The 25,231-nt window shown below is 71.3% G+C and carries 20 protein-coding genes, 1 tRNA gene and 1 pseudogene; 13 read left to right on the top strand and 9 right to left on the bottom strand.

The features are described 5' to 3' along the window. Window positions 1–5 precede the first annotated feature (5 nt). Entirely contained in the window at window positions 6–1,322 is a 1,317-nt protein-coding gene (locus tag GA0070562_RS24685) for a DUF2252 domain-containing protein (protein ID WP_091426497.1), read from the top strand. Window positions 1,323–1,354: 32 nt separating this feature from the next. Here GA0070562_RS24685 and GA0070562_RS24680 read toward each other — a convergent pair whose 3' ends face one another. Further along, entirely contained in the window at window positions 1,355–2,401 is a 1,047-nt protein-coding gene (locus GA0070562_RS24680) for a glucose 1-dehydrogenase (RefSeq protein WP_175438861.1), read from the bottom strand. 103 nt (window positions 2,402–2,504) lie between these two features. On the opposite strand from GA0070562_RS24680, the pseudogene GA0070562_RS31120 reads away from it, so the two are divergent. Together GA0070562_RS31120 and nuoH are read left to right on the top strand one after the other, a co-directional pair. Beyond that, window positions 2,505–3,104: pseudogene (locus GA0070562_RS31120) on the top strand (NADH-quinone oxidoreductase subunit C); the annotation flags it as partial. A 419-nt stretch (window positions 3,105–3,523) separates the two neighbouring features. After that, on the top strand, window positions 3,524–4,486 hold the full coding sequence (gene nuoH / locus GA0070562_RS24670) for an NADH-quinone oxidoreductase subunit NuoH (RefSeq protein WP_013288672.1): 963 nt from the start codon (window positions 3,524–3,526) through the stop codon (window positions 4,484–4,486). Window positions 4,487–4,677: 191 nt separating this feature from the next. Here the strand turns inward: nuoH and GA0070562_RS24665 are convergent, their stop codons facing one another. Beyond that, window positions 4,678–5,721, bottom strand: a complete 1,044-nt coding sequence (locus GA0070562_RS24665; RefSeq protein ID WP_091426490.1) for a glutathione S-transferase family protein — start codon at window positions 5,719–5,721, stop codon at window positions 4,678–4,680. Window positions 5,722–5,886: 165 nt separating this feature from the next. Here GA0070562_RS24665 and GA0070562_RS24660 point away from each other — a divergent pair, with 165 nt between their 5' ends. From GA0070562_RS24660 to htpX, 8 genes are all read left to right on the top strand, one after another. Continuing rightward, window positions 5,887–6,309: an ester cyclase gene (locus GA0070562_RS24660; RefSeq protein WP_091426488.1), complete on the top strand. Its 423-nt coding sequence runs from the start codon at window positions 5,887–5,889 to the stop codon at window positions 6,307–6,309. 73 nt (window positions 6,310–6,382) lie between these two features. Continuing rightward, a complete protein-coding gene (locus GA0070562_RS24655; RefSeq protein ID WP_091426486.1) occupies window positions 6,383–6,973 on the top strand; it encodes a NuoI/complex I 23 kDa subunit family protein in 591 nt (196 codons plus the stop codon). Then, window positions 6,970–7,557: an NADH-quinone oxidoreductase subunit J family protein gene (locus GA0070562_RS24650; protein WP_091426483.1), complete on the top strand. Its 588-nt coding sequence runs from the start codon at window positions 6,970–6,972 to the stop codon at window positions 7,555–7,557. Before GA0070562_RS24655 ends, GA0070562_RS24650 begins: the two co-directional genes overlap by 4 nt. Further along, window positions 7,554–7,922 (top strand): NADH-quinone oxidoreductase subunit NuoK, encoded by a 369-nt coding sequence (gene nuoK, locus GA0070562_RS24645; protein WP_091426481.1) that lies wholly within the window; start codon window positions 7,554–7,556, stop codon window positions 7,920–7,922. Before GA0070562_RS24650 ends, nuoK begins: the two co-directional genes overlap by 4 nt. Next, window positions 7,919–9,844, top strand: coding sequence for an NADH-quinone oxidoreductase subunit 5 family protein (locus tag GA0070562_RS24640; RefSeq protein WP_091426479.1), 1,926 nt, complete (start codon window positions 7,919–7,921; stop codon window positions 9,842–9,844). Before nuoK ends, GA0070562_RS24640 begins: the two co-directional genes overlap by 4 nt. Next, a complete protein-coding gene (locus tag GA0070562_RS24635; protein WP_091426477.1) occupies window positions 9,841–11,346 on the top strand; it encodes a complex I subunit 4 family protein in 1,506 nt (501 codons plus the stop codon). The genes GA0070562_RS24640 and GA0070562_RS24635 overlap by 4 nt, the downstream gene beginning before the upstream one ends. Then, window positions 11,343–12,809, top strand: a complete 1,467-nt coding sequence (locus GA0070562_RS24630) for an NADH-quinone oxidoreductase subunit N (RefSeq protein ID WP_091426475.1) — start codon at window positions 11,343–11,345, stop codon at window positions 12,807–12,809. The genes GA0070562_RS24635 and GA0070562_RS24630 overlap by 4 nt, the downstream gene beginning before the upstream one ends. Window positions 12,810–12,958: 149 nt before the next feature. After that, window positions 12,959–13,837, top strand: a complete 879-nt coding sequence (gene htpX, locus GA0070562_RS24625; RefSeq protein ID WP_091426472.1) for a zinc metalloprotease HtpX — start codon at window positions 12,959–12,961, stop codon at window positions 13,835–13,837. A gap of 64 nt (window positions 13,838–13,901) precedes the next feature. On the opposite strand, the gene GA0070562_RS24620 is transcribed toward htpX, so the two are convergent. Both GA0070562_RS24620 and GA0070562_RS24615 read right to left on the bottom strand, forming a co-directional pair. Then, complete coding sequence (locus tag GA0070562_RS24620; RefSeq protein WP_091426470.1) at window positions 13,902–15,101, bottom strand: MFS transporter; 1,200 nt, start codon at window positions 15,099–15,101, stop codon at window positions 13,902–13,904. Then, on the bottom strand, window positions 15,098–15,943 hold the full coding sequence (locus GA0070562_RS24615; RefSeq protein WP_091426468.1) for a DUF6065 family protein: 846 nt from the start codon (window positions 15,941–15,943) through the stop codon (window positions 15,098–15,100). The genes GA0070562_RS24620 and GA0070562_RS24615 overlap by 4 nt, the downstream gene beginning before the upstream one ends. A 193-nt stretch (window positions 15,944–16,136) precedes the next feature. Here GA0070562_RS24615 and GA0070562_RS24610 point away from each other — a divergent pair, with 193 nt between their 5' ends. Next, window positions 16,137–17,396, top strand: a complete 1,260-nt coding sequence (locus GA0070562_RS24610; protein ID WP_091426776.1) for an MFS transporter — start codon at window positions 16,137–16,139, stop codon at window positions 17,394–17,396. A gap of 4 nt (window positions 17,397–17,400) precedes the next feature. Here GA0070562_RS24610 and GA0070562_RS24605 read toward each other — a convergent pair whose 3' ends face one another. The 4 genes from GA0070562_RS24605 to GA0070562_RS24590 all read right to left on the bottom strand — a co-directional run bounded on the left by GA0070562_RS24605 (window position 17,401) and on the right by GA0070562_RS24590 (window position 20,590). Beyond that, entirely contained in the window at window positions 17,401–17,916 is a 516-nt protein-coding gene (locus GA0070562_RS24605) for a hypothetical protein (RefSeq protein WP_091426465.1), read from the bottom strand. After that, window positions 17,897–18,403, bottom strand: a complete 507-nt coding sequence (locus GA0070562_RS24600; RefSeq protein ID WP_091426462.1) for a SigE family RNA polymerase sigma factor — start codon at window positions 18,401–18,403, stop codon at window positions 17,897–17,899. The genes GA0070562_RS24605 and GA0070562_RS24600 overlap by 20 nt, the downstream gene beginning before the upstream one ends. Window positions 18,404–18,424: 21 nt before the next feature. After that, window positions 18,425–19,915: an MFS transporter gene (locus tag GA0070562_RS24595; RefSeq protein ID WP_254663862.1), complete on the bottom strand. Its 1,491-nt coding sequence runs from the start codon at window positions 19,913–19,915 to the stop codon at window positions 18,425–18,427. A 180-nt stretch (window positions 19,916–20,095) separates the two neighbouring features. Continuing rightward, window positions 20,096–20,590: a YajQ family cyclic di-GMP-binding protein gene (locus GA0070562_RS24590; RefSeq protein ID WP_091426773.1), complete on the bottom strand. Its 495-nt coding sequence runs from the start codon at window positions 20,588–20,590 to the stop codon at window positions 20,096–20,098. A gap of 147 nt (window positions 20,591–20,737) precedes the next feature. On the opposite strand from GA0070562_RS24590, the gene GA0070562_RS24585 reads away from it, so the two are divergent. Further along, window positions 20,738–20,821: transfer RNA gene (locus GA0070562_RS24585), tRNA-Tyr, on the top strand. A 1,575-nt stretch (window positions 20,822–22,396) separates the two neighbouring features. Here the strand turns inward: GA0070562_RS24585 and GA0070562_RS24575 are convergent. Beyond that, window positions 22,397–25,057, bottom strand: coding sequence for an HD domain-containing protein (locus tag GA0070562_RS24575; protein WP_139135498.1), 2,661 nt, complete (start codon window positions 25,055–25,057; stop codon window positions 22,397–22,399). Window positions 25,058–25,231: the final 174 nt, after the last annotated feature.

The following is a 25,231-nucleotide window of genomic DNA, read 5'->3' as shown; positions in this document are numbered from 1 at the left end:
GGCTCATGACCGACCTCGCGGAGAAGCGCTCCGCATTCATCATCGACGTGCTGACCGAGGAGTTCGGCGCGTCCATGGCGATCGACCCGGCGGCGTTCCGCCGCAAGTTCCGCAAGATGGCGGCGTCACCGTTCGCCTTCTACCGGGGCAGCGCCGCGCTGTTCTACGCCGACCAGCGCGGCGACTTCGGCAGCGACCGGTTCCTCGACGACCGGACCAGCCGGGTGTGGATCCACGGCGACCTGCACGCCGAGAACTTCGGCACCTACATGAACGCCTCCGGGCAGCTCGTGTTCAACGTCAACGACTTCGACGAGGCGTACGTCGGGCCGTTCACCTGGGACCTGAAGCGCTTCGCCGCGAGCGTGGCGCTGCTCGGCTACGCCAAGGCGCTCTCCGACCGGGTGATCGGCGAGCTGGTGACCGGCTTCGCCCGGTCGTACCTGGCCGAGCTGCGGGCCATCGCCGCGGGCGGGGACGACGCGATCGGCTCGATCACGCTCGACAACGCCGACGGCGTGCTGCGCCGGGTGCTCCAGCAGGCGCGGCTCAACACCCGGGTGGACCTGCTCGCCGCGCAGACCACGATCGACAACTACGAGCGCCGGTTCTCCCTCGGCGACGGCGTGCACGAGATCGACGACGCCACCCGGGAGAAGGTCTGCGCGGCGTTCGCCGACTACCTGCACACGCTGCCGGACTCGACCACCCGGATGCGCCCGGTCGCCGCGGGCATCAAGGACGTGGTGCTGCGCAAGGGCGTCGGCATCGGGTCGGCCGGGCTGCCGTCGTACAACCTGCTGCTGGAGGGGCACACCCAGGCGCTGGAGAACGACGTCGTCATCTACATGAAGCAGGCGCAGGTGCCGGCCGTGGCGCGGTACGTCGACGACGAGCGGGTCCGGTCGTACTTCCGGCACCAGGGGCACCGCACCGCCGAGTCGCAGCGCGCGTTGCAGGCGCACGCCGACCCGTGGCTGGGCTTCACCGAGCTGGACGGCGTCGGGCAGCTCGTCGCCGAGGTGTCCCCGTACGCGGCGGACCTGGACTGGGCCGACGTGAACGAGCCGGAGGAACTCGCAGGCGTGCTCGCCGACCTGGGCCGGGCGGTGGCCCGGATGCACTCGGTCGCCGACGACGAGTCCAGCCACGACCTGGTCGACTACTCCACCGAGGAGGCCATCGTCGCGGTCGTCGACGCCGAACCGGAGGCGTTCGTCGACTACCTGGTCGACTTCGGGCACCGGTACGGGATCCGGGCGCGCGAGGACCACCAGCTCTTCGTGGACCTGTTCCGCAACGGCCGGCTGCCCGGCATCTGAGAGGGCCGGGGCGCCGGATCCGGCGCCCCGCCTCACTGCGTGAAGTCGAGCACCGCCTTGATGTCCTCGCCGGCCGGCGCGTACGCCTCGCGGTAGTTCGGCAGCGGCACCCGGCGGGTGATCAGCGACGTCAGCCACGACCGGTCGGCCTGGGCGAGCGCCTCGGCGGCCATCTCCCAGTGCCGCCGGCCGGCGTTCACCGAGCCGAACACGACGTTGTTCTCCAGCACCAGCTCCCGGTTGAGCGCCCCGGCGTCGAAGTTGATGGTCCGGCCGCCGCTGGACACGCCGGTCAGGCAGACGATGCCGGTCGGCGCGGCCTTGCACATGGCGTCCAGCACCACGGTGGGCGCGCCGGTGCACTCGATCACCACGTCCGGCTTCACGTCCAGCTCGGGCACGGTCGCCGTGTGGTACGTCGCCCCGAGCGCGCGGACCAGCTCCGGCTTCGGCCCGGTGGTGTTGCGGTCCAGCACGTGCACCGACAGCCCGCGCTGGCTGCCCAGCAGCGCGGCCAGCAGCCCGATCGGCCCGGCGCCGGTCACCAGCACCGTCATCGGTTTCCACTCGGCCCGGCGGCCGATCCGCTCGATGTGGTCCCACGCCTTCGCCACCACGCTCGTCGGCTCCAGCAGCACGCCCACCGATGCGAGCGCCGGGTCCAGGCCGACGGCGAACTTGGGCTGCAACCGCCAGCGCTCCCGCGCGAAACCGGGCAGCCCTTTGATGCCGTGCTCGGTGTACCGCCCGTTGCGGCACATGTCCCACTCGTCCACCGCGCAGTTCGCGCAGGGCACCGGATCGGGATGGCGGACCACGCCGGCGACCAGGTCGCCGGTCTGCAACGTGCCGGTCGGGTCCTCCAGCACGCGGCCCAGCGACTCGTGCCCGAGCACCAGCCGCTCCTGACCCGGCGGCGCCTCGCCGTACTCGCCGGCGACGATCTCGTAGTCGGTGCCGCAGACGCCCACCGCCAGTGCCTCGACCAGGATCGCGCCCTCCTCGGGCGGCGGCTCGGGCCAGTCCTCGACGAGCCGCAGCGAATCCGGGACACCGGGGGTCACAGTCACAGCGCGCACGGACCTCATCTTTCCGCGCGCTGCCGCCGCCCGTCCGGCAAAGCGGCGATCCCGGCACGGGCGGCCCGACCCGGTCCGCAGCCGTCGGCCATAGGATCAGCGCATGACTCCGGAAGAGGTCGGCCGTCGAGTGGTCGCGCTGCTCGCGCCCGTCGAGGCCGCCGCGTCCGTCTCCGGCGGTCAGGGGTACGCCCGCGCCACCGTCGACGTACCCCCGGCGAGCTGGGCGGACGCGGTGCGCGCGGCGCGCGACGACGCCGAGCTGGGTCTCGATTTCCTGGACTGGCTGTCGGCGGTCGACGAGCTGGCCGACGGCTTCGACGTGGTGCTGCACCTCTGGTCGGTCCGCCACCGGCACGGGCTGCTGCTGCGTACCCGGGTGCCGCGGGACACGCCGGTGGTCGCGTCGGTGGTCGATCTGTTCCCCGGCGCCGCGTGGCACGAGCGCGAGACGCACGAGATGTTCGGCATCGACTTCGCCGGCCACGGCGAGCTGCGACCGCTGCTGCTGCCGCCGGAGTTCGAGGGGCACCCGCTGCGCAAGGAGTTCGTCCTCGCCTCCCGGGTCGCCAAGCCGTGGCCCGGCGCGAAGGAGCCGGGCGAGTCGGAGGCGGGCGGCGGCCGCCGGCCGGTCCGGCCGCCGGGCGTGCCCGCGCCGGGGGAGTGGGGCACGACGCCCACGCCGGCCGGTGCGGCCGGCGCCGGTGAGGGCCCCCGAGGGGGTACGCCGGCGCGCCCGGCCCGCGAGCGTCCGGCGCGGCCCGCTCCGGGGGAGCGTCCGGCGCGCCCTGCTTCCGCTGAGCGCCCGGCGCGGCCGCCTGCCGGGGAGGCTTCGGATCGGCCTGCTGCCGGGGATGGCCCGGCGCGGTCTGTTCCTGGTGAGCGTCCGGCGCGGCCTGCCGCTCCCGGCGAGGGGGCAGCGCGGGCGACCGCCGGCGAGGGTGCGGCGCGGCCTGCCGCCGGGGAGGCTCCGGAGTCGCCCGCTTCCGGGGAGGCCGGGCCGGGGTCCGGTGTTGCTCCGGCGACCGATCAGCCGAGTCCGCTGGGGCGACCGCTGCCGGGGGAACGGCCGACCGGGCCGCCCCGCCAGGAGCCGGAGCCCGACGCGGCGGGGGAGAGCTGATGCCGGACTGGTTGGAGCTGGTCCTGCGCGTGGCAGGTGTGCTCGTCGCGTTCCTCACGCTGCCGCTGATCGTGGGCCAGGCCGAGCACAAGGTGATGGCGCACATGCAGGGCCGGCTGGGCCCGATGTACGCGGGCGGCTTCCACGGCTGGGCCCAGCTGGTCGCCGACGGGATCAAGTTCGTGCAGAAGGAGGACGTCACCCCGCGCGACGCGGACCGCCCGGTGTTCCGGCTGGCGCCCGCGGTGGCGCTGGTGCCGTACCTGCTCGTGCTGCTCGTCATCCCGCTCGGGCCGGGTGACCTGGTCGCCCAGCCGCTGGACATCGGCCTGTTCTTCGTGCTCGCCGTGGTGGGCGTCGGGGTGCTGGCGGTGCTCATGTCCGCGTGGGCGTCGGCGAACAAGTACAGCCTGCTCGGCGGGCTGCGCGGCGCGGCCCAGCTGCTCGGGTACGAGCTGCCGCTGGTGCTGGCTGCCGCCTCGGTGGCGATGGCGGCGGGCACGCTGAGCCTGCCGGGCATCGTGGAGGCGTGGCAGCCGTGGTGGCTGCTGTGGCAGGCGCCGGCCATGGTGATCTTCTTCGTGGCCGGGCTGGCGGAGATCCGCCGCCCGCCTTTCGACATGCCGGTGGCCGACTCCGAGCTGGTCTTCGGCTACATGACCGAGTACACCGGCCTGCGGTTCGCGTTCTTCCTGCTCGCCGAGTACGTGGGCATCGTGGTGATCGCGGCGCTGACCACTGTGCTGTTCCTCGGCGGCTGGCAGGGCCCGTTCGCCGACGCGCAGCTCGGCTGGCTGTGGACGCTGCTCAAGGTCTTCGCCGTCGCCTTCGTGATCATCTGGCTGCGGGTGAGCTACCCGAGGCTGCGCGAGGACCAGCTCCAGCGTCTCTGCTGGCTGGTCCTGGTCCCCCTGGCCCTGGCCCAGCTCGTCCTGACCGCCGCAGTCCGCCTGGCCCTGTAACCCGCCCTCCCCGGCCCGTCTCCCGCCCGCCCGCCCTCCCCTCCCTCCCCGGCGATCTTGCACTTGCTGCCCTGGCAAAAGGGGCAAGGCGCCCAGGTTCGGGGCCCAAAGTGCAAGATCGCCGGCGCGGCGCGGCGCGGGGCGGGGCGGGGCGGGGCGGGGCGGGGCGGCGCGGGGCGACGAGAGCGGGGTCAGCGCAAGGGTGTGTGGGCCGGGTCTACGCGCTCGGACTCGGGTGGGGGCGGGGGCGGGGTGCCGTCGCCGAAGGGGCGGCCGCCCAGCTCCTCCCGGCCGTGCGGAGTCAGCCAGTTGCTGAGGTCGGGGCCGAGCGGCACGATGCCCGTCGGGTTGATGTCCCGGTGGACCTCGTAGTAGTGCCGCTTGATGTGGTCGAAGTCGATGGTGTCGCCGAACCCGGGCGTGGTGAACAGGTCCCGGGCGTACGCCCACAGCACCGGCATCTCGCTGAGCTTCTGCCGGTTGCACTTGAAGTGCCCGTGGTACACCGGGTCGAAGCGGACGAGCGTGGTGAACAGCCGTACGTCCGCCTCGGTAATCGTGTCGCCGACGAGGTACCGCTGCCCGGCCAGCCGCTCGCTCAGCCAGTCCAGCCGGTCGAACAGCCGGTGGTACGCCTTGTCGTACGCCTCCTGGCTGCCGGCGAAGCCGCACCGGTAGACGCCGTTGTTGACATCAGCGAAGACGACCGCGTTCACCTCGTCGATCTCGCCGCGCAGCGGTTCCGGGTAGAGGTCCGGCGCGCCCGGCCGGTGGTGCGCCGTCCACTCGGTCGACAGGTCGAGGCTCATCTGGGCGTAGTCGTTCGTCACCACCTGGCCGGTGGGCACGTCGACGAGCGCCGGCACGGTGATGCCGCGCTCGTAGCCGGGGAAGCGGGCGAAGTACGCGTCGGCCAGCCGCTCGATGCCCAGCACCGGGTCCTTGCCGTCCGGGTCCAGGTCGAACGTCCAGCTCCGCTTGTCGTGGGTCGGCCCGGCCACGGCCATCGAGATGGTGTCCTCCAGCCCGAGCAGCCGCCGGATGATGATCAGCCGGTTGGCCCACGGGCAGGCCCGGCTGACTGCCAGCCGGTAGCGGCCCGGCTCCACCGGCCAGCCGTTGCTCCCGTCCGCGGTGATCCGGGTGGCGATGTAGCGCTGGTCCCGGGTGAACTCGCCACCCGGCTCCACGTACTTGCCGCCGGTCCGGTTCAGGACCTCGTCGTCGCTGCCCACACCCACCTCCGAGTTCGCTTTTTCGCTCCCATCATGGTCGCTCCGGCCGCTCTCGGCAGGGCGACTGCGCCGGAGACCGGCAGGGCGAGTGCGCCGGAGACGCGGGGCGACTGCGCCGGAGACCGGCGGGGCGACTGCCCCGGAGAGGGGCATAGGCTGCCCGCCGTGACCGATGTGGAGGCGGCAGCCCGGCGTTTCGTCGCCGACGTGTGGAACGCGGGGCGCGAGGAGAGCGCGTACGAGCTGGTGGCAGCGGGCTGCCCGGGGCTCGGCGGCACCGGCCCGGCGGCGGTGCTGGCCTGGCACCGGGACCGGCGGGCGTCGTTCCCCGACCTGCGCTACAAGATCGTCGAGGTGGTGGCGACCGGCGCCCGGGTGGCGGTGCGCTGGCGGGCCGCAGGCACCCAGGCCGGGCAGTTCGGCCCGGTGCCGCCGACCGGCCGCGTCGTCAGCTACTCGGGCGCGACGTTCCTGCGCTTCGACGACGAGGGCCGGATCGTGGACGTGTGGAGCGTCAACGAGCTGTTCCAGGTGCTCCAGCAGCTCGGCGTGGAGATGCTGCCCCCACTCACACCCGGCGAGGCGTGATCCGGCCGCACGCCCGGGCCAAAGCGCCGGGTGGTGGTCGCGCGCGCCCGGGCCACAGGGCAGGATGGGCGGCATGAGCGAGCACGGTGGAGTGCCCGGCGGGGGCCTGGTGAAGGGCCTGGCGGTCACGTTGAAGACGATGACCCGCCGCTCGACCACGCAGCAGTACCCGGACGTCGAGCCGGAGCTGCCACCCCGCTCCCGCGGCGTGATCGCGCTGCTGGAGGAGAACTGCACGGTCTGCATGCTCTGCGCGCGCGAGTGCCCGGACTGGTGCATCTACATCGACTCGCACAAGGAGGAGGTGGCGGTGCCTGGCGCCGCCCGCCCCCGCCAGCGCAACGTGCTCGACAAGTTCGACATCGACTTCTCGCTCTGCATGTACTGCGGTATCTGCGTCGAGGTCTGCCCGTTCGACGCGCTCTACTGGTCGCCCGAGTTCGAGTACGCCGAGTACGACATCAAGAACCTGCTGCACGACAAGGACCACCTGGGCGAGTGGATGGCCACCGTGCCGCCGCCGCCGGCCCACGACCCGCTCGGCGACCCCTCCAAGGAGGAGACCACCGCCGCGCGGAAGGCGGCGGGTCCGTCGGCCCGTCCGGCTCCTTCCGGGGTACGCCCCGACGCCGCCACCGATCCGGGCGGAGGCGCTGCCTCATGACCGGTGCGGACGTGCTGCTGCTCGCGCTCGGCGCGGTGGCGGTGGGCGCGGGCGCGCTGGTGGTCGCCACCCGTCACCTGGTCCGGGCCGGGTTGTGGCTGGTGGTGTGCCTGGGCGCGCTCGCGGGTGACTACCTGGTGCTGACCGCCGAGCTGGTGGCCTGGGTGCAGGTGCTCATCTACGTCGGCGCGGTGGTGGTGCTGCTGCTGTTCGCGGTGATGCTGACCCGCGCGCCGATCGGCCCGTCGGACGACCTGGACCGGCCGGGCTGGGCCGCCGCGCTCGTCGGCGCCGGCAGCGGCCTCGGCCTGGCGGTGCTGCTGATCGACGCGTTCCGCTGGTCCCGGGTGGACCTGCCCGACGCGGGCACCGCCGAGCGCCTCGGCGAGCAGATCTTCCGTTCCTGGGTGCTGCCGTTCGAGGTGCTGTCGGTGCTGCTGCTGGCCGCGCTGGTCGGCGCGATCGTGCTGTCCCGCCCCGACATCGGCCGCTCGAAGGCGTCCAGCCCGGCCGACGGCGACCGGACCGGCGGGGGCGCCCCGGTCGGCGCGGCGCAGCCCGCCGACGAGGGCGGCCGCCCGTGAGGCCGGTCATCCCGTACGTCACCGCCGCGCTGCTGTTCGGCCTCGGCGTGTACGGCGTGCTTCGCCGCCGCAACGCCGTCCTGGTGCTGATGGCGGTGGAGCTGATGCTGAACGCGGTGAACCTGGTGCTGGTCACCGCCGACACCACCGTCAAGGCCGTGCTGCCGCACTCCGGTCAGGTGTTCGCGCTGTTCGTGATCGTGCTCGCCGCCGCCGAGATCGGCGTCGGGCTGGCCATCGTGCTCCAGCTCTACCGGCTGCGCGCGAGCGTCACGGTCGACGACGTACCACTGGGCGAGCCCGTGCCGGCGGTCGCGGTGGGCCCGGCGTCGGGGCGGCCGGATGTGGAAGGAGCGGTCCGGTGAGTACGCCGACGCTGTGGCTCGCGGGGGTGCTGCCGGCCGCGCCGCTCGTCGCCGGGCTGCTCGGCCTGCTGCTGCCGCCCGCCCCGCGCCAGGACCGGGCGGCGGCCCGGCGGTCGGCTGTCGCGCTGGGCGTGGCCGGGGCGGCCGTGTCGCTGCTGGCCGCGCTGGCGCTGCTGTTCCGCGTCGACGCCCCGGTCGAGGCGTCCACCACCTGGGTCGACCTGGGCGGGCTTCGGGTCACGCTGGGCCTGCGCCTGGACGGCGTGGCGGTGCTCGTCGCCACCGCTGTCACGGCGGTCGCGCTGGCCGTGCAGGTCTACTCGATCGGTTACCTGCGCCGGGGCCCGCACGACGACGTGGACGTCGACCACCGGTACCCGCCCTACGCGGCCCAGCTCAGCCTCTTCACCGCCGCCATGCTCACGGTGGTGGTGTCCGGCGACCTGATCATGCTGCTGGTCGGCTGGGAGGTGATGGGCATCTGCTCGTACCTGCTCATCGCCCACGACCGGCGGCTGCCCGAGGCGCCCGGCGCGGCGGTGAAGGCGTTCCTGGTCACCCGCGTGGGTGACGTCGGCTTCCTGCTCGGCATCGCCCTGCTGGGCGTGGGCGCGGGCAGCTTCCGGATCGCCGACGTGCTGGCCCACGACTACGGCACGGGCACGCTCACCGCCGCCTGCCTGCTGCTGCTCGCCGGGGTGGCGGGCAAGAGCGCCCAGTTCCCGCTGCACACCTGGCTGCCGGACGCGATGGCCGGCCCCACGCCGGTGTCCGCGCTGATCCACGCCGCCACCATGGTCGCCGCCGGGGTGTACGCGGTGGCCCGGCTGTTCCCGCTGTTCGAACGCGCCCCGGCCGCGCTCGCCGTACTCGGCGTGATGGCCGCGATCACCATGCTGCTCGGCGCGTTCGCCGCCACCGCGCAGGACGACATCAAGCGGGTGCTCGCCTGGTCGACCGTGTCCCAGATCGGCTACATGACCGGCGCGCTGGCGGTCGGCGCACCGGCCGCCGCGCTGTTCCACCTGCTCACCCACGCCGCGTTCAAGGCGCTGCTGTTCCTCGCCGCCGGTGCGGTGATCCACGCCGTCGGCACCACGCTGATGTCCCGCATGGGCGGCCTGCGTACCGCCATGCCGGTGACCTTCTGGTGCATGGTGGTCGGCCTCGGCGCGCTGGCCGGCGTACCCCCGCTCTCCGGTTTCTGGAGCAAGGACGGCGTGCTCGCCGCCGCCGAGGCGGCCGCGCTCGACGGCGCCGGGCCGACAGCCGCCTGGGTGGGCTGGCTGGTCTGGCTGGCCGGGCTGGTCGGGGTGGCGGTGACCGCCTGGTATGCGACCCGCCTGCTGCTGCGCACCTTCCTCGGCGCGACCCGCACGCCGCTGCTGCGCCCGCACGACCCGCCCGCCCTGCTGCGCTGGCCGGTCCTGCTGCTCGCGGTTCCGGCCGCGCTGCTCGGCCTGGCCGCGTTCGCGCCCTGGTTCGCCGACCGGCTGCGGGTGCCGGGCGACGACACCGGCGAGGCGGTCGAGCTGGTGCACCTCGCGCCGAACCTGATCCTGCCGCTCCTGCTGCTGCTCGCGGGCGCGGGCGTCGCCTGGGCTGGCTGGCGCCGCGACCCGGCCGCCGACCCGGCCCGCTTCCTGGGTCCGCTGCGGCCGGTGTTCGCACGGGCGTTCCGGCTCGACGACGTCCAGCACACCCTGGTCGTACGCCCGACGGGCGCGCTGGCGCGGGTCGTGCGTACCGGCGACGAACTCGGCGTGGACGGCCTGGTCGAGGGCAGCGGCCGGGCGGCGGTCGAGGTGGGCGGCGGCCTGGCCGCGCTGCACCGGGCGGCGCTGCCGCGCGCGGCGGCCGGTGTGCTCGCCGGTGCGCTGCTGATCGGCCTCGCGGTCGCGCTGATCGGAGTGACCTCATGACGTTCGGGCAGGTCCTGCTGGTCGCCGTGGTCGCGGTCCCGGCGCTCGGCGCGCTGGCCGCCGCCCTCCTGCCGGGCGACCGGGCGGGCCGGGTGGTCGGCACCGTCGCCGCCGGGCTGACGCTGCTGGCGACGCTGCCGCTGGTCGGCGGCGAGCACGGCTGGTTCGGGTACGGGCCCCGCCCGGCGGTGCAGCCGTGGCACCAGATCGACCTGCGGTGGGTGCCCGGGCTCGACCTGCGCTTCCACCTCGGCGTGGACGGCATCTCCTGGCCGCTGGTGGTGCTGACCGCGCTGCTCACGCTGCTGTGCTGCGCGTACACGCTGTGGCGGGTGCCGCCCGGCGGCGGCAGCGGGCGGGCGCTCGTGGCGCTGCTGCTCGTGGTCGAGGTGGGCATCCTCGGCACGTTCCTCGCGCTCGACCTGGTGTTGTTCTTCCTGTTCTTCGAGGTCGTCCTGCTGCCGATGTACGCGGTGATCGCCGGCTGGGGCGGCGCGGACCGGCGGCGCGCGGCCCGTAAGTTCGCGCTCTACACACTGTTCGGTTCGGTGCTGCTGCTCGTCGGCGTCTACGTGGTGGTGTCCGCCGCGGGCACCGCCGACCTGGTCACGCTCACCGGCGGCGCCGGGCTGTCCCGGGGCACCCAGCTCGCCGCGTTCACGCTGCTCGCGCTGGCGTTCGCGGTGAAGAGCCCGCTCTGGCCGCTGCACTCGTGGCTGCCCGACGCGCACACCCAGGCGCCGACCGTCGGCAGCGTGATCCTCGCCGGGGTGCTGCTCAAGATGGGCACGTACGGGCTGATCCGGGTCGCCGTGGGGGTGGCCCCGGAGGGCGCCCGCTGGGCCGCGCCGGTGCTCGGCGTGCTCGCCGTCGCCGCGATCCTGATCGGCGGCCTGGTCTGCCTGGCGCAGGACGACCTGAAACGGCTCATCGCGTACTCCAGCGTCGGGCACATGGGTTTCGTGCTGCTCGGCGTCGCCACGCTCACCGCCACCGGGCTCCAGGCCGCGCTGATCGGCAACATCGCCCACGGCGTCATCACCGGCCTGCTGTTCTTCCTGGCCGGTGCGGTCAAGGACCGCGCGCACACCGGCTCTCTGGCCGAGCTGTCCGGGCTGCGGGAGACCGCGCCCCGGCTGGCCGGGCTGCTCGGCTTCGCGGCTGTGGCCTCGCTGGGGCTGCCCGGCCTGGCCGGGTTCTGGGGTGAGGCGTTCGCCGTGGTCGCAGCCGTGCGGCGGGGCGGCCCGCTCTGGCTGACGCTGGCAGTGCTGGCCGCGCTGGGCGGGGCGCTCACAGCCGCGTACTTCCTGCGGCTGCTGCGCCGGGTCACCCACGGGCGGCCCAGCCCGGCGGTGGCCGGGCTCGCACCCGGGCTGGCCGGGGCGGAACTGACCGCCTGGGTGCCGCTGGTGCTGCTCGCGCTCGCGGTCGGCCTGGCCCCGGCGCTCGTGCTGTCCTACGCCTCCGGTCCGGTGGAGGCGCTGCTGGGGGTCGTCCCATGAGCCTGGTGCAGCCTGTCGACAACCTGGCGATGCTGCCTGCGTACCTGGCCGCCGGCACGGCCGTGCTGGTGCTGCTGGTCGACCTGCTGGTGGCGCGGCCCGCCGCCACGGTCGCCGTGGCGGCGCTCGGCGCGACCGGCACGGCCGTGGGCGCGGCGCTGGTCGGTGCGGACGGCACCCGGCGCACGTTCTGCGTCGGTGACGACTGCTCCTGGGTGTGGGGTGGCCGGGCCGCCCTGGTCGGGGCCGTGATCGCGCTGCTCACGCTCGGCGTGCTGGCGCTGTCCGGCCCGCTGCTGCGCGCCGGGCGTACCCCGGTCGGCGAGTACTGCTTCCTGCTCGCCTGCGCGATGACCGGCGGCGTGGTGCTCGGCGCCGCGGGTGACCTGATCACGCTGATCGTGGCGCTGGAGACGCTGACGCTGCCGCTGTACGTGCTGGTCGGGCTGCGCCGGGGCAGCCTCGCCGGCGCCGAGGCGGCGGTGACGTTCTTCGTGGTGAGCGTGGTCGCGACCACTGTGACGCTGCTCGGCGCGGCGCTGCTCTACGCGGTCACCGGCACGCTGCACCTGGACCGGCTCGGCGCCACCCTGGCCGCCCGCGACGACCTGACCGGCCTGCCGTTGACCACAGTCGCGGTGGCGCTCGTGGTGGCCGGGCTGGCGTTCAAGGTCGCCGCGGTGCCGTTCCACGCCTGGGCCCCGGCGACGTACGACGGCGCGCCGCTGCCGGTGGCCGCGTACCTGTCGACCGCCTCGAAGCTCGGTGGCGTGGTGGCGCTGCTGGCGGTGGTGCAGCGGGCGCTGCCCGGTGACCTGACCGGCCCGGTGCTGGCGGCGCTGGCGGTGCTGACCATGACCGTCGGCAACCTGGTGGCGCTGCGTCAGCGGCGTACCGTGCGGTTGCTGGCCTGGTCGTCGGTGGCCCAGGCGGGGTACATCCTGGCGCCGCTGGGCGCGCTGGCGCTGACCGCGGGCCGCACCGGCGACGCCCGGGCGGCCGCGTACGCGGCAGCCGTCGCGTACGCGCTCTTCTTCGTGCTGCTGGAGCTGGCCGCGTTCGCCGCGGTGGTGGCGTTGCGCCCGGCGGACGGCGACGGCGGCACGCTCGCCGACCTGCGCGGCGCGGCGCGGCGGCACCCGTGGGTGGGCGGCGCGTTCGCGCTGGCGCTGATCGGGCTGGCCGGGCTGCCGCCGGGCCTGGCCGGGCTGTTCGCCAAGGTGACAGTGGTACGCGCGCTGCTGGCCGGGCACGCGGGCTGGCTGGCGCTGGTGGTGGCGCTGAACGCGGTGATCGGCCTCGCGTACTACCTGCGGGTCACCGCTTCGCTCTACGCGACGCCTGCGGGCGCGGCGGTGGTCCGCCCCGCGCGGACCGTGGCGCTGGCGCTCGGCGTGGCCACCGTGGCGGCGGTGGTGATCGGTTTCGCACCGCAGTTGGTGCTGGACGTGGCGGCGCGCTGACCGGTTCGTGCCCTGCTGGGCGACCGCTTCAGCGTGTGCACAGCAACATCCAGCCAACTTTCAGCCATGAGCCGGATGGTTGACGGGTACCGGTGTGTTGAACCGGTCAGCGGGCCTCCCGCAAGGGTCCGTGCACCGAAGGAGAGATCGTGCATCACAACCGTCTCAAGACCGCAGCGCTGCTCGGCCTGTTGACCTCGCTGATCCTCGCGATCGGCTACTGGTTCGGCGGTAGCGGCGGTCTCGTCATCGCCGTCGTCATCTCGTTGCTGATGAACGGCGTCACCTACTTCTTCTCCGACAAGCTCGCACTGCGCTCGATGAAGGCGCAACCGGTCACCGAGGCACAGTTCCCCGAGCTGTACCAGATGGTGCGGGAGCTCTCCACGCTGGCGGGCAAGCCGATGCCCCGGCTCTACGTGAGCCCGACCTCGCAGCCCAACGCGTTCGCCACGGGTCGTAACCCGGAGAATGCGGCGGTCTGCGTCACCCAGGGCATCGTGGAGGTCCTGGACTACCGGGAGCTGCGTGGCGTGATCGGCCACGAGCTGTCCCACGTCTACAACCGGGACATCCTGATCTCCAGCGTGGCGGCCGGCCTGGCCGGCATCATCACCATGCTGGCCAACCTGGCCTGGTTCATCCCGTTGGGCTCGTCCGACGACGAGGACGGCCCGAACCCGGCCGTGCTGCTGCTCACGCTGATCCTCGGCCCGATCGCCGCCACGGTGATCCAGCTTGCGATCAGCCGGAGCCGGGAGTACCAGGCCGACCAGTCCGGCGCCGAGCTGAGCCGCGACCCGCTGGCCCTGGCCAGCGCCCTCCGCAAGATCCACATGGGTACGCAGGCGCGCCCGCTGGCGCCGCAGGGCCAGCTCGCCAGCACCGCCCACCTGATGATCGACAACCCGTTCAAGCGGGGCGGCGGCATCGCCGCGATGTTCGCCACCCACCCGCCGATGGAGCAGCGGGTGGCCCGCCTGGAGCAGATGGCCCGCAACTCCGGGCCGGTGCAGTTCCGGCGCTGACCCGCGTGACACAAACGCCGCCCGCGTCCACCCGGACGCGGGCGGCGTTCGTGTCTGCAGCCCTTCAGGGCTCGGCCGGCTCGGCCGGCTCGGGCAGCCGGTCCGGACGGGCGGCCAGCACCACGGCGAGCAGCACCACCCCCGCCACCAGGTAGGCGACCGCCGGGCCGAGCAGCACCGCCACCCCGCCGAGCAGGAAGATCCCGACCCCGGAGAGCACGATGTTGCCGGCCACGATCGTCGCCTCCACCTGCCCCATCCGCTCCCGGGGCGCCAGCCGCGCGAACGTGGCCTGGGCCCCGATCAGCCACCCGCCGCCCGCTCCGACGAGCGCGTTCGCCACGGCGAGCGCCCACGCCGGGGCGTCGAGCGCCACCAGCAGACCGGCCAGCAGCAGCGCGGCGCCGAGCGCGCTCGCCGCCACCACCTGGCCGGTCACCCGGGCCAGCCAGCCCCGCCGCCCCACCACCAGCACGAACACCGCACCACCGAACGACGACGCCGCCAGCACGACCGGCCGCCACCCGCCGGCAGCCAGATCCGGGGCGAGCGTCTCCGGCAGCCCGCCGGACAGGACTGTGGCCAGGGTCAGCAGCGCCACGCCCCGCAGCACCGGATTGGCGGCGATGATGCGGATGCCGGCGGTGGCGGGCGGCCGTGGACCCCGGCGCTCCTGCCGGCGCACCGGCAGGCCGGCGAGGACCACCGCCGCGAGCAGGAACGAGACCAGATCGATCACGAGCGCCACCCGGGGGCCGAGCGCCACCGTCACGCCGGCCCCGGCGAGCAGGCCGACGACCTGGCCGCTCTGGTTGGCGAAGGCGGAGAGCCCGAACAGCGGCAGCCGCAGCGGCGCCTCCACCGCCTCGGCCGTGATCGCCACGTGCACGCTCGCGTACGCGGCCCGGACCGCGCCGAGCAGCCCGGCCGCCACGATCGCCGGCACCGGCCGGGGCGCCGCCGCCGGTACGGCGATGAGCACCGCACCGGCCAGCGAGAGCCCGACCAGCATGGTGCGCCGGGCCGGCACGTCCAGCCAGCCGCTGAACACTGTCGCGACCAGCAGGGCGGGCACCGTGCGGGCGGCGTACACGGCGGCCGGGCCGAGGACCGAATCGGTCTGGTCGTAGGCGAGCAGCAGCAGGGCCGCCAGCCCGACGAAGTCACCCAGCTCGGAGACGCCCCGGGCGACGAGCAACCGGGCGGCGACCGGATGCCGGAACAGGGCCCGGTAGCCGGGCGCGGGCGTCGCGGTGTCGGTCATCGATCCGACGGGTCCGTCTCCTCGACGCCGACCGGCTCGTAGTCGGCCCGCTCACGTAGCCGGCGGACCTGCTCCCGCCGGTAGCTGCCGCGGATCTGCGGATCCTGCCGGCGGCGGCGCAGCGCCACCAGGTCCGCCCACAGGTCGTCCGGCCACTCCGCGATGCCCTGCCCGGTGACCAGTTCGGCCTGCCGCGTCGCCGCGAGCGTCGACCGGTGCACCGGCTGGAGGCACATCAGGGGGATGTTCCGGTAGAGCCGGACCACGTGGCCCGGCTCGGTCAGGCGCAGGATGGTCGGCAGGAACGACGTGTACCAGTCGGTCTCCACCACGCCCTCGTAGAGCTGAAGCCCGCGCTGCGCCGGCCAGTTCGGCACCCCGCGGCCCAGCAGGCACCAGCCGGGGGAGGTACGGGCCACCACCCCGGTGACCATCTCGATCGTGTGCGGGGCGCGCGGGTCGGCGTCGATGAAGGGCATGGTGCCGCCGTAGCGGTCGAAGATGTCCAGGCCGTCCCGGAACCGCTCCGGCAGGTCCGCGAGCTGTGCCGGCGCCTGCGGCAGCGTGCCGTCGTACCCGCCGGCCAACGACCGCCAGCCGGCCGGCTCGTTCTCGTGGAGGAGACTCCACTCGGTGTCGTGGCCGTCCCAGCGCAGCGCCACGTCGGCGGGCGGGTAGACGTACCACCCGAGACCGGAACCGGCAGCCACCGGTGGGCACTGCTGGACCGCGCGGACCGGCAGCGAACCCCGGAGGGTGGCGGACGCGGGCTCGGCGGGCCGTGCGTCGCCGTACAGGGAGTAGATCTCGACCCGCAGCGGCGCGACAGCCATGCCGCTCATCCGACCTCCGATCACGGCGGCGGCCGACCCGCCGTAGGCATGGACTCCGTTCGATCACCGAACCTACTCGTTCCCGGCGGGTAAGGCAGCCCCGCGCCGGCCGCCCGATGTGACCGACTCGACCACCGGGCCGGTCACCAGGAGCGTTAGGGTCGGAGGCTGACTCACTCGTTACTTCCCGGAGGTGCACACCGTGGCCGCACTGCGCCAGTACCAGGGCGTCTGGCGGATCCCCGGCGCGCCGATGCTGCTGATCCTCGGCATCATCGGCCGGCTCGGGATCGGCATGACCCCGCTGGCGCTGCTGCTCGTCGTCGAGCAGGTCACCGGCCGGTACTCCCTGGCCGCCGTCGCGGGCGGCATCTACGCACTCTCCGGCGCCGCGCTCAGCCCGGTCGCCGGCCGGATCGCCGACCGGGTCGGTCCCGCCCCCGTCCTGCTGCTCACCGCGCTCGCCCACCCGCTCGCCCTGATCGGGCTGCTCGTCGCCACCCGCTCCGACAGCGGCAACCTCGGCCTGATCTACCTGGCCGCGGGCGTCGCCGGCGCCACGTACCCGCCGCTCACAGCCGCGATCCGGGGAGCCTGGAACGACCTCACCGCCCCCGCCACCGGCCGGGCACACCTGCGCAACACCGCGCTCGCCGCCGAGACCACGCTGTTCGAGGTCGTGTTCGTGATCGGCCCGCTGCTGGTGGCGGGCTTCGTGCTGTTCGCCGACGCCTCCGCCGCGCTCGTCGGTGCCGCGGTGGTCACCCTGGTCGGCACCGCCACCGTCGCGCTCGGCCGGGTCATGCGCGGCTGGCGCCCGCACGCGCGCGAGCACCACGCCCGAGGGCTCGGCCCGCTGCGGCTCGGCGGCTTCCCCGCGCTGCTGCTCTGCGTGGCGAGCCTCGGCATCGCGTTCGGCGCCTCCGGCGTCATCGTCCCGGCCTTCGCCGGGGACTCCGGCGCCGACGACCCGCAGAGCCTCGCGGGCGTGCTGCTCGCCGTCTGGGGCATCGGCAGCGCCATCGGCGGTTTCTGGTTCGGCGTACGCAAGCCCGCCGCCAACATGACCCGCCAGTTCGCCTGGCTGCTCGGCACAGTCGCGGCAAGCCTGATCGTCTTCGCGTTCATCCCTGACCCGATGGCGCTGGGCGTCGCGCTGGTGCTCGGCGGCGCGGCCATCGCCCCCGCGCTCACCCTGGAGAACACGCTCGTCGGGCGGATCACCCCGGCCGGCATGCTGAACGAGGCGTACACCTGGGTGGTGACCATGTCGGTCGCGGCGAGCGCCGCCGGCGGCTCGATCGCGGGCCTGATCATCGACCACGCCGGCGGCGTCCCCTGGGCGTTCGTCTTCGCCGGGGCGGCGGTCGCCGTCGGGGCCGCGGTCGCCGCGCTGCCCGGCGGCCCGATCGCCCGGGCCGAGGCCACAGCGGTACGCGCCGAGCAGTCGCTCGCCGCCTGACCGCTCACCCGTCGACGGTCACCACCCGCTCCACGCCGGGCAGCTTCTCCACCGCGGCCCGGATCGGCGCCGGGTCCTCACCGTCCGCCAGCAGCACCGACAGGACGACCCGTCCGTCGGCGTCCGGCCGGGCCGCGGCAGTGGTGCCGCGGCAGCGCAGCCCGGTGTCCCCGCGCGCCTGCCCGATCCGGTAGTCGACCTCGCCGAGTTGCGGCGCGCCGGCACCGGGCCGGAAGACGACGTCCAGCCGTACCGGAGGGTCGGCCCGACACGCGGCCGACGCCGAGGCGGACGGGGTGGCCGCGCTGCCGGCGGACGGCATCGGCGCCGCCGGTCCGGACAGCGTCGCCATGGTCGCGGCGCCGCCGGTGACAGTCACCGCGGCCACCCCCGCCAGAACCGTGGCCCGTCGCCGGCTCCTGGCGCGCCCCCGTGCGCGCACCTCGGCCGCCGGGCTGAGCCGCAGCCCGGTCATGTCCTGCTCCAACTCCCGCAGAGCCTCACCAATGCGTGCCGACATCGACTTCCTCCTTGTCGTCGGTCAGTAGAACGGCGAGCGCGGTACGGCCCCGGGACAGGTACGACTTGACAGTCCCCTCGGGCATGCCGGTGGTCCGGGCGATCTCCGCCACCGGCAGATCGTGGAGGTGGTGCAGGACGACGACCAGCCGTTGCGCGTCGGGCAGTTGCCGTAACGCCGCCAGCAACGCCACCCGGTCCGGGTTGGGCCCGGGCGCCGGAGTCTCCCGGCCCAGCCGCGCCCGCGCGGCGAACCAGCGCCGCAGGCCGCGCCACCGGTTGGCCGTCAGGCGCCAGGCCACCGTCCGCACCCAGCCCTCCGGATCCTCGTACGCTCCGACTGTCGACCAGCGCTGCCAGGCCCGCGCGTACGCCTCCTGCGTCACGTCCTGGGCCTCGGCCAGGTCGCCGCAGAGCGCGTAGACGTGGTGCACGACCCGCCGCGCGGTCGCCGTGTAGAAGGCGTCGAAGTCCTCGGGGCCGTCCATGCCCACCTCCCGTGTCCGCTCTCACCACACGACACCCCGATGCGGCTCCGGCGGTTGCACGCGGATCAGGTCGCTCCGGGTCGTACCCGATCCGGCGCGTCCACCCGGGCGGGCGGGCCGGGCTCGTCGTGTGGGCCTGTCGCCTGCGGTCCGGGCGGGCCCGCCCGGACCGGTCCGCTCTGTGTTCTGCGCCCCGGGGCCGGGGCGTGCGGCGGCCGTCGCGGCGACCAGACCAAGCGCGAGGATCGTCACCGCGCACGCCAGGAGCGTGGGGCGTGCCCCGAGCAGTGCCGTCGCCGGACCGCCGAGCATCGTGCCCAGCGGCACCGCCAGCACGGTGACCGCCCCGTTGGCCGCCAGCACGCGGGGGAGGTCCACGGTGCCGGCGCGGCGCTGGAACAGCGCCGTCGCGGTCGGCTGGTAGGGCGCCCAGACCAGGCCGGCGAGCGCGAACGCGGGCAGCGACAGGACGACCGGCGCGCCCAGGCCGAGCGGGAGCAGCGCGGCGCCGAACAGCGCGACGATGCCGGCGAGCGTGGTCCGCAGCGGCCATCCACGCAGGTGGCCGGTGAGCAGTCCGCCGAGCAGGGAGCCGACGCCGAACGCGGTGTAGTAGGCCGCGAGCGTCCCGGCGGAGGCGTGCAGATCGTCGGTGACGTGCACCGGCATGGCCACGTAGAACGGTCCGAAGAGGTAGAAGAACGCGAAGGACAGCGAAAGCAGGCCGAGCAGCGACCGGTCCCGCGCGATGATCCGGAATCCCGACGTACGCGACGGTCCGGTCGTCGGCTTCCCGTGGCGGTCTCCGTCCTCGTGCTGGTCTCCGGGCTGGTGGCGGACGGCGCCTTCACGGCGGGCACCTTCGCGGCGGGCGGCGCTTCCACGGCGGGCGGCGGCTTCACGGCGGGCGGCCGGGACGACGAGGCGGTAGCTGACGGCCAGCACGGCGAAGCTGGCGGCGTCGACGGCGATCACCCACACCGCGCCCACCCAGGCGATGAGCAGGCCGGCCAGCGGCGGGCCGACGATCGTCGCGGCCTGGCCGAAGACCCCGAGCAGCGCGTTCGCGGCCAGGTGGTGCCGCTGCGGCAGCAGCTCGGCCACGAGCGTGAACCGGCCGGCCGACCCCCACGGGTGCAACAGCGAGGACACCGCGAGCAGGGCGACGTACAGGCCGACGTCCAGCACCCCGGCGAGGTGGGCGACCGGAATCGCGCCCAGGGCGGCGGCCCGCACTGTCGCGTCCCAGCCGGCGAGCTGCGCTCCGCTCCGCCCACCCAGCCACCGGCCGAGCAGCACCGTGCCGGCCGCACCCGGCAGCGTGTACGCCGCCACCGCGAACGCGGTCCAGGTGCCGCGCTGCCCGTCGGGTGCGAGTTGCAGGGCCAGCCAGGTCACCGCGACAAGGGCGAGCCCGTCACCGAGAGCGGAGGTCGCGAGCCCGGGGAGCAGCCTGCGCAGCACCGGTTGACCGAGCACCGGGCGGTAGGGGCGGAGCATCGCGAGCGTCATGGCTCCCACCTGACCGCACGCCCGGCCCGTACCCCAAGGAAGTTGCCTGACGGCAGAAGGAGCCGCAGCTGTTCGCGGCCGAGACGCTGGCCGCGCGTTCCGGCCCTTGGAGGATGCCTGATCCCGCACCGTGGCAGGTGACCGCGCCCGGTCACCTGCCACGCAACTCGATCGTCGTGGCTACCGGTAGTTGGTGAACTGGAGCGCCAGCCCGAAGTCCTCACCCTTGAGCAGGGCGATGACGGCCTGGAGGTCGTCCTTCTTCTTACCGGTGACTCGGAGCTGGTCGCCCTGGATCTGCGCCTGCACGCCCTTCGGGCCCTCGTCGCGGATCTTCTTGCTGATGGCCTTGGCCTTGTCGGAGTCGATGCCCTGCACCACCTTGGCGTCGATCTTGAAGGTCTTGCCCGACTGCCGGGGCTCGCCGGCGTCGAGCGACTTCAGCGAGATGTTCCGCTTGACCAGCTTCTCCTTGAAGACGTCCAGCGCGGCTCGGACCCGCTCCTCGGTCTCCGCCTGGAGGCTGATCGCCTCCTCGCCCGACCAGGAGATCTCCGCGCCGGTGCCGCGGAAGTCGAACCGCGTCGCGAGCTCCTTCTCCGACTGGCGGACGGCGTTGTCGACCTCCTGCCGGTCGACCTTGCTCACGATGTCGAACGACGGGTTCGATGCCATGCTCATGCTCCTGCTGTCCGGCGGTCTGTCCTGGTCCGTCCCCCGCTGACCAGCGTGGGACCTCCTGACGGTACCCGGTTGCGGCAGTGCCGGGGACAACCGCTATCCTTGCTTCCGCTGCCGCGTTGCGACGCGGTGGTGTGCCCTGGCGGGTTGCCCGAGCGGCCAATGGGAGCGGACTGTAAATCCGTCGCGAAAGCTTCAGAGGTTCGAATCCTCTACCCGCCACCAGGTACAGATACGGCCCCTGACCAGCAGGAATGCTGATCAGGGGCCGTTGTCGTTCGTCCGGCCGAGTCCGGCTGAGTCCAGCCGTCTACGACTCGTTGTGGGCAGATGGTGGGCAGGTCGATCTTGCCCGCTGAGGGCTCTTCTGGGGCTGCGGACGCTGGGTTGGTGACCTTGGTCCGGTCTGGCGGAGTCCGTGCGTGTAGCGATCGGCTGAGGGGTTCGCGGTGAGGTGTCGCCGGCTGCGGGAGAGGGACCTGGGGCAAGCCAGTCCCGGGGTTGGACTGGCGCGGCAGCCGGAAGCCCTGATCGTTGACGAGGCCGACCGGTTCGGCTTCCGTACCGCCTGGCCGTGATCGTGCGGTCGGCCGGACCAGCTGGACTCGGGGCGGCGGTCCGGCGGCTGTCGGTGGCTCTCCGCCCCGGCGCCGGAGGCGGCCGGGGCGGCTTGCCGCCGGCCGGGTTACCGCCCCGCGACGCGCGGAGCGCGGCGCCTTGATCCAGAACAGAGGAAATCGGCAGCAATCTTAGGCATACCGTGCGACTTGGTCGAGACGGGAGCGTAGACATCTTGCGTCGAGCACCAGCGCCCCTCGTCCGCAGATGTCGGGAGTGCTGCCTGGCCTTTGTCCGAGCTGGCACCTGACAGCGTGCGTCGTCCGGCGACCTTGCTGTCAGCGCAAGGCTATCGTCTACCTGTTACATATAGCGAGAGCCGGCTTGCCCGCCGCAGTTTTAGCTATCTACACCCGATGTCTTATCGGATTTGCTGCACCTCCGTGGCCTCCCGATCTCGCCGTTGCGGCACTCAAGCGGGCATTCGAGGGGTGGGCCAATCGGCATCGCTACAAAATAGCTTCGTCACTTCGGATCAATGACCTGGCCGCCAAAAAGCCTTGCTGTCAGGACCCCCGAATCAGTAGCCTAGTCTGTCCTCCGCATTCCCTGCTCGTGTCGTTGATCTAGTGCATGGCTGGGAGCAGCACGACATGCCCGCAGACCCACACAAAAGCTGTAGCGCAAACCACGAAAAGTATGAGATACCCCTCATGCCAGCGAAGCGCATTCTTCAAACGCGGAGGATCTCTGAATCCTGGATAAACGATTTGATCCGTCAGTTCGCATTCCTCCTTCCGGTAATCGAGCCAGCTCAAGATGCCAATCAGTAGGAGCAGTATAGTAAAACTCGCAATAATCGTGAGAAGCCACAGCAGCGCAACCAAGCCTGAGCGTGCTATAACTGGATCAATCTCCCAATTCCTGTAACCAACGAAGAGGGCTAGCCCAGCGCCAATAGTCGCGGTGGCCAACGTTTGATATAGCGCGAGGACCTTGAATGAGTTCTCGTTCAGTGCGTTCAGCTGCTGAAGAATAAACTTATATCTCTCAAGGGGCGCCGCATCGACGGCCGGACCTCCGCTCCTAAGCCGTCGGCTACCGTCGACGTGACTGAGGGAAGCTGGATTTCTCCCTTTACGAGCCGGGCGGTTCCTATTCAATGCGTACTCCAACTGGCGGCGAATGGGTGATCCCAAACCACGTTCGATGACCTCTTTGGCGGTGCTATCAGTTAAGGGATTAATCTGGCCGCACCAGACGATGCACCCGGGAGCCGACCCGTCGTCCGTTCGGCAGGGTTCCCCATTCTCGATAAAGCGGGTGAGTCGGGTCCTCTAGGGGTTGTGATATATGGGTTTCCTCCAGGCGATTCGCGACTCGAATCTGCTCCTCAACTTGTTCAGCAAGGCTTGGGCCTGCATTCCAACACTCGGCAATGCATTCCACAGCGTATTCGTACATCATTCTAAGCGGCACCGGCCACTCCTCCCAGTCAATGTAAAGATCTGACTGGCCGGACCAGTATCGCTCTTTATGGTTGAGCGGGATCTTTCCGGCCGTCGACATGACAAAAGCATCGTCATCTAGAACGCTCAAGGGAAGTTCGTCCCTCCTTCCACGGTCAGCGAGCGCGAAAGCGGCGTCCTGCACAAGGTGCACCTCACGACGATCCCGCGCCCAATTCTTCAAGTCCTGATCTGTTAGCCACCCATGGCGCGTCCGGCAAAAGGTTAACCCTCGAATATCAGCCCCAAAACTAAATGCGTCGGCGGCGAATTCGGCTTGCAATTCGGGTGGCGGATCCTCGGCGAGGTAAAGGCGAACCTGCTCTGAAGCCCAGGCGTACACGGACTGCTGGTCAGCTAAGGGCGAAGCCGTGTCTCTTGCGGCACGCTTCGTCCGGCCAAGAAAGACTCCTATCACGGGATTTACTGTCGACTGCGCTCTCGCTCCATCAACAGTAATTGGGGCGCGAAGATCACCGCGATCACCCGAAATTCTCTTTGAGGTCACAATAGCGGCGCGACCTATCGGCTCTCCGGATGCGCCTAAAATTGGCCGGATGCGTTTCACTGCGTCTTCCATAGCGAGCGAAACGCTGGGGTATAGGCGACGGACCAGGCCCTCTGCAGGAAGTGAGGTCCAGTCACCCTCAACAACTGCATTGCAAAGGGCGCCGGAGTTGTTGACGGCGTCTACATTCACGTCCATCGTCGGGAAAAGCCAAGCGCATAGTACTGCGATGTCTCCATCATCCGTATTGCCCAAAAGGCGTCTCCGGGTATCGCCGGCAAGTCGTACCGAGACCTCTGTTCCTCCGTAATCGAGACCCTCGGTGCGGGGCGTAGCTGGCCTAAGGATTGGTCGAGAGTTTAGACCTTGGCGGAATTCTAGGACGAAGGTCTCATCGGCACCACGATCAAATCTGCGTGACACCACCCGAACCTGCTCGCCGAGCATAAAGATAGAGAAGAATCCGATCCCGAATTTGCCAGTGGGAGTAAAGCCGGAACTCATCAGTCCCGGAAGGTCTCGTCGCGCCTCGTCGCTAGACCAATAGGACTTTCCGAAATCGAGCAATGCGCCGCTCATGACTTCACGCGACATGCCGATGCCGTTGTCGCGCACTACGAGCCACTCGCCATCGTCCGTCTTCTCGATCGCTACCTGAACTCGGAGGCGAAGTTCACTCTGATGCATCTGAAGTAGACGTCGGGCGCGAACAGCATCAGCGCCGTTGCTGATCAACTCACGTAATGCCGCACGAGGGGTGTTCCCGTATAGCTGTTCTCCGCCGAGCTTCTGCACTAAATCGATTACGTCGCTCACCCGAACTGATGCATCGATTGGAAACCAATCTTGAGCAGGGATTAGTCGGGAAATCCGCTCGAGATCGTCAACGTAGCCGACGGACCGTGCCTTGAAGCGAGGCCGCCCGTTATCCGCTAGCAAGGTGTCGCAGGATCTCAACTCGTGATCCACGACCCGCAACGTTTCAATGCATAGCCACCATGCGCTGGCTTCCTCTGGTCCAAACGGTTGAGATGCTGTGTACACCAGGCGATCGTGATCAAGCCATGGTCGTTGCAACTTCTCTTGAAAGATCCAGTGAGGTCGCGACGTTTCATCCAGTTCCGTCAGCGCTCGCAAGAATCCTGGCGCCCGGCGGTTATCGATGTGCGACACATCCGCACTTCTCATAATGCAGGCTAGCTTAAGTGGATCGATGGTCCACTCCCTCGGTAAATCTCCAGGAGCGCCAATAATGGAGGAGAATTCTTCTGCAACTTTCGAGTGGGGCCACCAGTGGCTAGCCGCGATTCTACCAATGAGAACGCCGTACGCATTTCTTAAACCCGGATCGGCGATAAGGAAGTACTGCGACGAGTGTGGCCCTTCGCTGAAACACTCTTGCGGTAGGTTGGCGGCCTGGTGTGCATGGAGTTCGCGGAGCAGCTCTTTCTCCGCGGCAGAAAGAACTTCATGTGGCGGGGAGGTGAGCTCTTGCGCGGAGGGAGGCCTTCCTATCTTCCTTTTGAAATGCGTGTATACGGTATCACGCCAGCGAGGTAATCCAACCGAGGCCTCTAGGCCGCCAGGGAATGCCGCCTTGCTCATCGCTAGGTCGTGAACGAGAAAGGCGCACCCTAAGACAAAAGATTCGAGCGGATTGACTGGGTAATCCGGCCCTGCGATCAGATCTGCAGATTCCCACAGCGCATCTGGATGCGAAATGTCGTGCAGTGTTAATTGCGGCAGGTCTCGTCGAATCTCTCCCGCAAGCACGGACGTTTTCTCATGGCAGTGCTGATAATTGGAGAATAGCCGCTGTCGGGCGGCTTCCTGGGTTGCATTCTCGAGTGTGTCGACCAGAGTTCGGTGAAACAGTCCGCTATCCAACGATGCCTCCGCATCTGCCGCTCTTGCTACTGTCAGTGGTTCGACGCCCCGGAGACTGCCGCTAGGACTGTGGGGGGCTTGTGTGTTCCAGCGCTAACAGACTATCGATAAGAACAACTAATACGGCTCGAGCCGGCTCCCGTCGGACATGAGATCACTGCTTGACCTGCAGTG

The sequence above is a fragment of the Micromonospora tulbaghiae genome (assembly GCF_900091605.1).
Classification (GTDB): Bacteria; Actinomycetota; Actinomycetes; order Mycobacteriales; family Micromonosporaceae; genus Micromonospora; species Micromonospora tulbaghiae.
This window is presented reverse-complemented; position numbering and strand designations above follow the sequence as displayed.

Bases quoted from the DNA above. Each gene is read 5' to 3' on its own strand.
- GA0070562_RS24685 (WP_091426497.1), top strand. From the start codon at position 6: ATGACCGACCTCGCGGAGAAGCGCTCCGCATTCATCATCGACGTGCTG.
- nuoH (WP_013288672.1), top strand. From the start codon at position 3,524: ATGCCGGACTGGTTGGAGCTGGTCCTGCGCGTGGCAGGTGTGCTCGTC.
- GA0070562_RS24655 (WP_091426486.1), top strand. From the start codon at position 6,383: ATGAGCGAGCACGGTGGAGTGCCCGGCGGGGGCCTGGTGAAGGGCCTG.
- GA0070562_RS24650 (WP_091426483.1), top strand. From the start codon at position 6,970: ATGACCGGTGCGGACGTGCTGCTGCTCGCGCTCGGCGCGGTGGCGGTG.
- GA0070562_RS24635 (WP_091426477.1), top strand. From the start codon at position 9,841: ATGACGTTCGGGCAGGTCCTGCTGGTCGCCGTGGTCGCGGTCCCGGCG.
- GA0070562_RS24630 (WP_091426475.1), top strand. From the start codon at position 11,343: ATGAGCCTGGTGCAGCCTGTCGACAACCTGGCGATGCTGCCTGCGTAC.
- GA0070562_RS24620 (WP_091426470.1), bottom strand. From the start codon at position 15,101: ATGACCGACACCGCGACGCCCGCGCCCGGCTACCGGGCCCTGTTCCGG.
- GA0070562_RS24615 (WP_091426468.1), bottom strand. From the start codon at position 15,943: ATGAGCGGCATGGCTGTCGCGCCGCTGCGGGTCGAGATCTACTCCCTG.
- GA0070562_RS24605 (WP_091426465.1), bottom strand. From the start codon at position 17,916: ATGTCGGCACGCATTGGTGAGGCTCTGCGGGAGTTGGAGCAGGACATG.
- GA0070562_RS24600 (WP_091426462.1), bottom strand. From the start codon at position 18,403: ATGGACGGCCCCGAGGACTTCGACGCCTTCTACACGGCGACCGCGCGG.
- GA0070562_RS24595 (WP_254663862.1), bottom strand. From the start codon at position 19,915: ATGACGCTCGCGATGCTCCGCCCCTACCGCCCGGTGCTCGGTCAACCG.
- GA0070562_RS24590 (WP_091426773.1), bottom strand. From the start codon at position 20,590: ATGGCATCGAACCCGTCGTTCGACATCGTGAGCAAGGTCGACCGGCAG.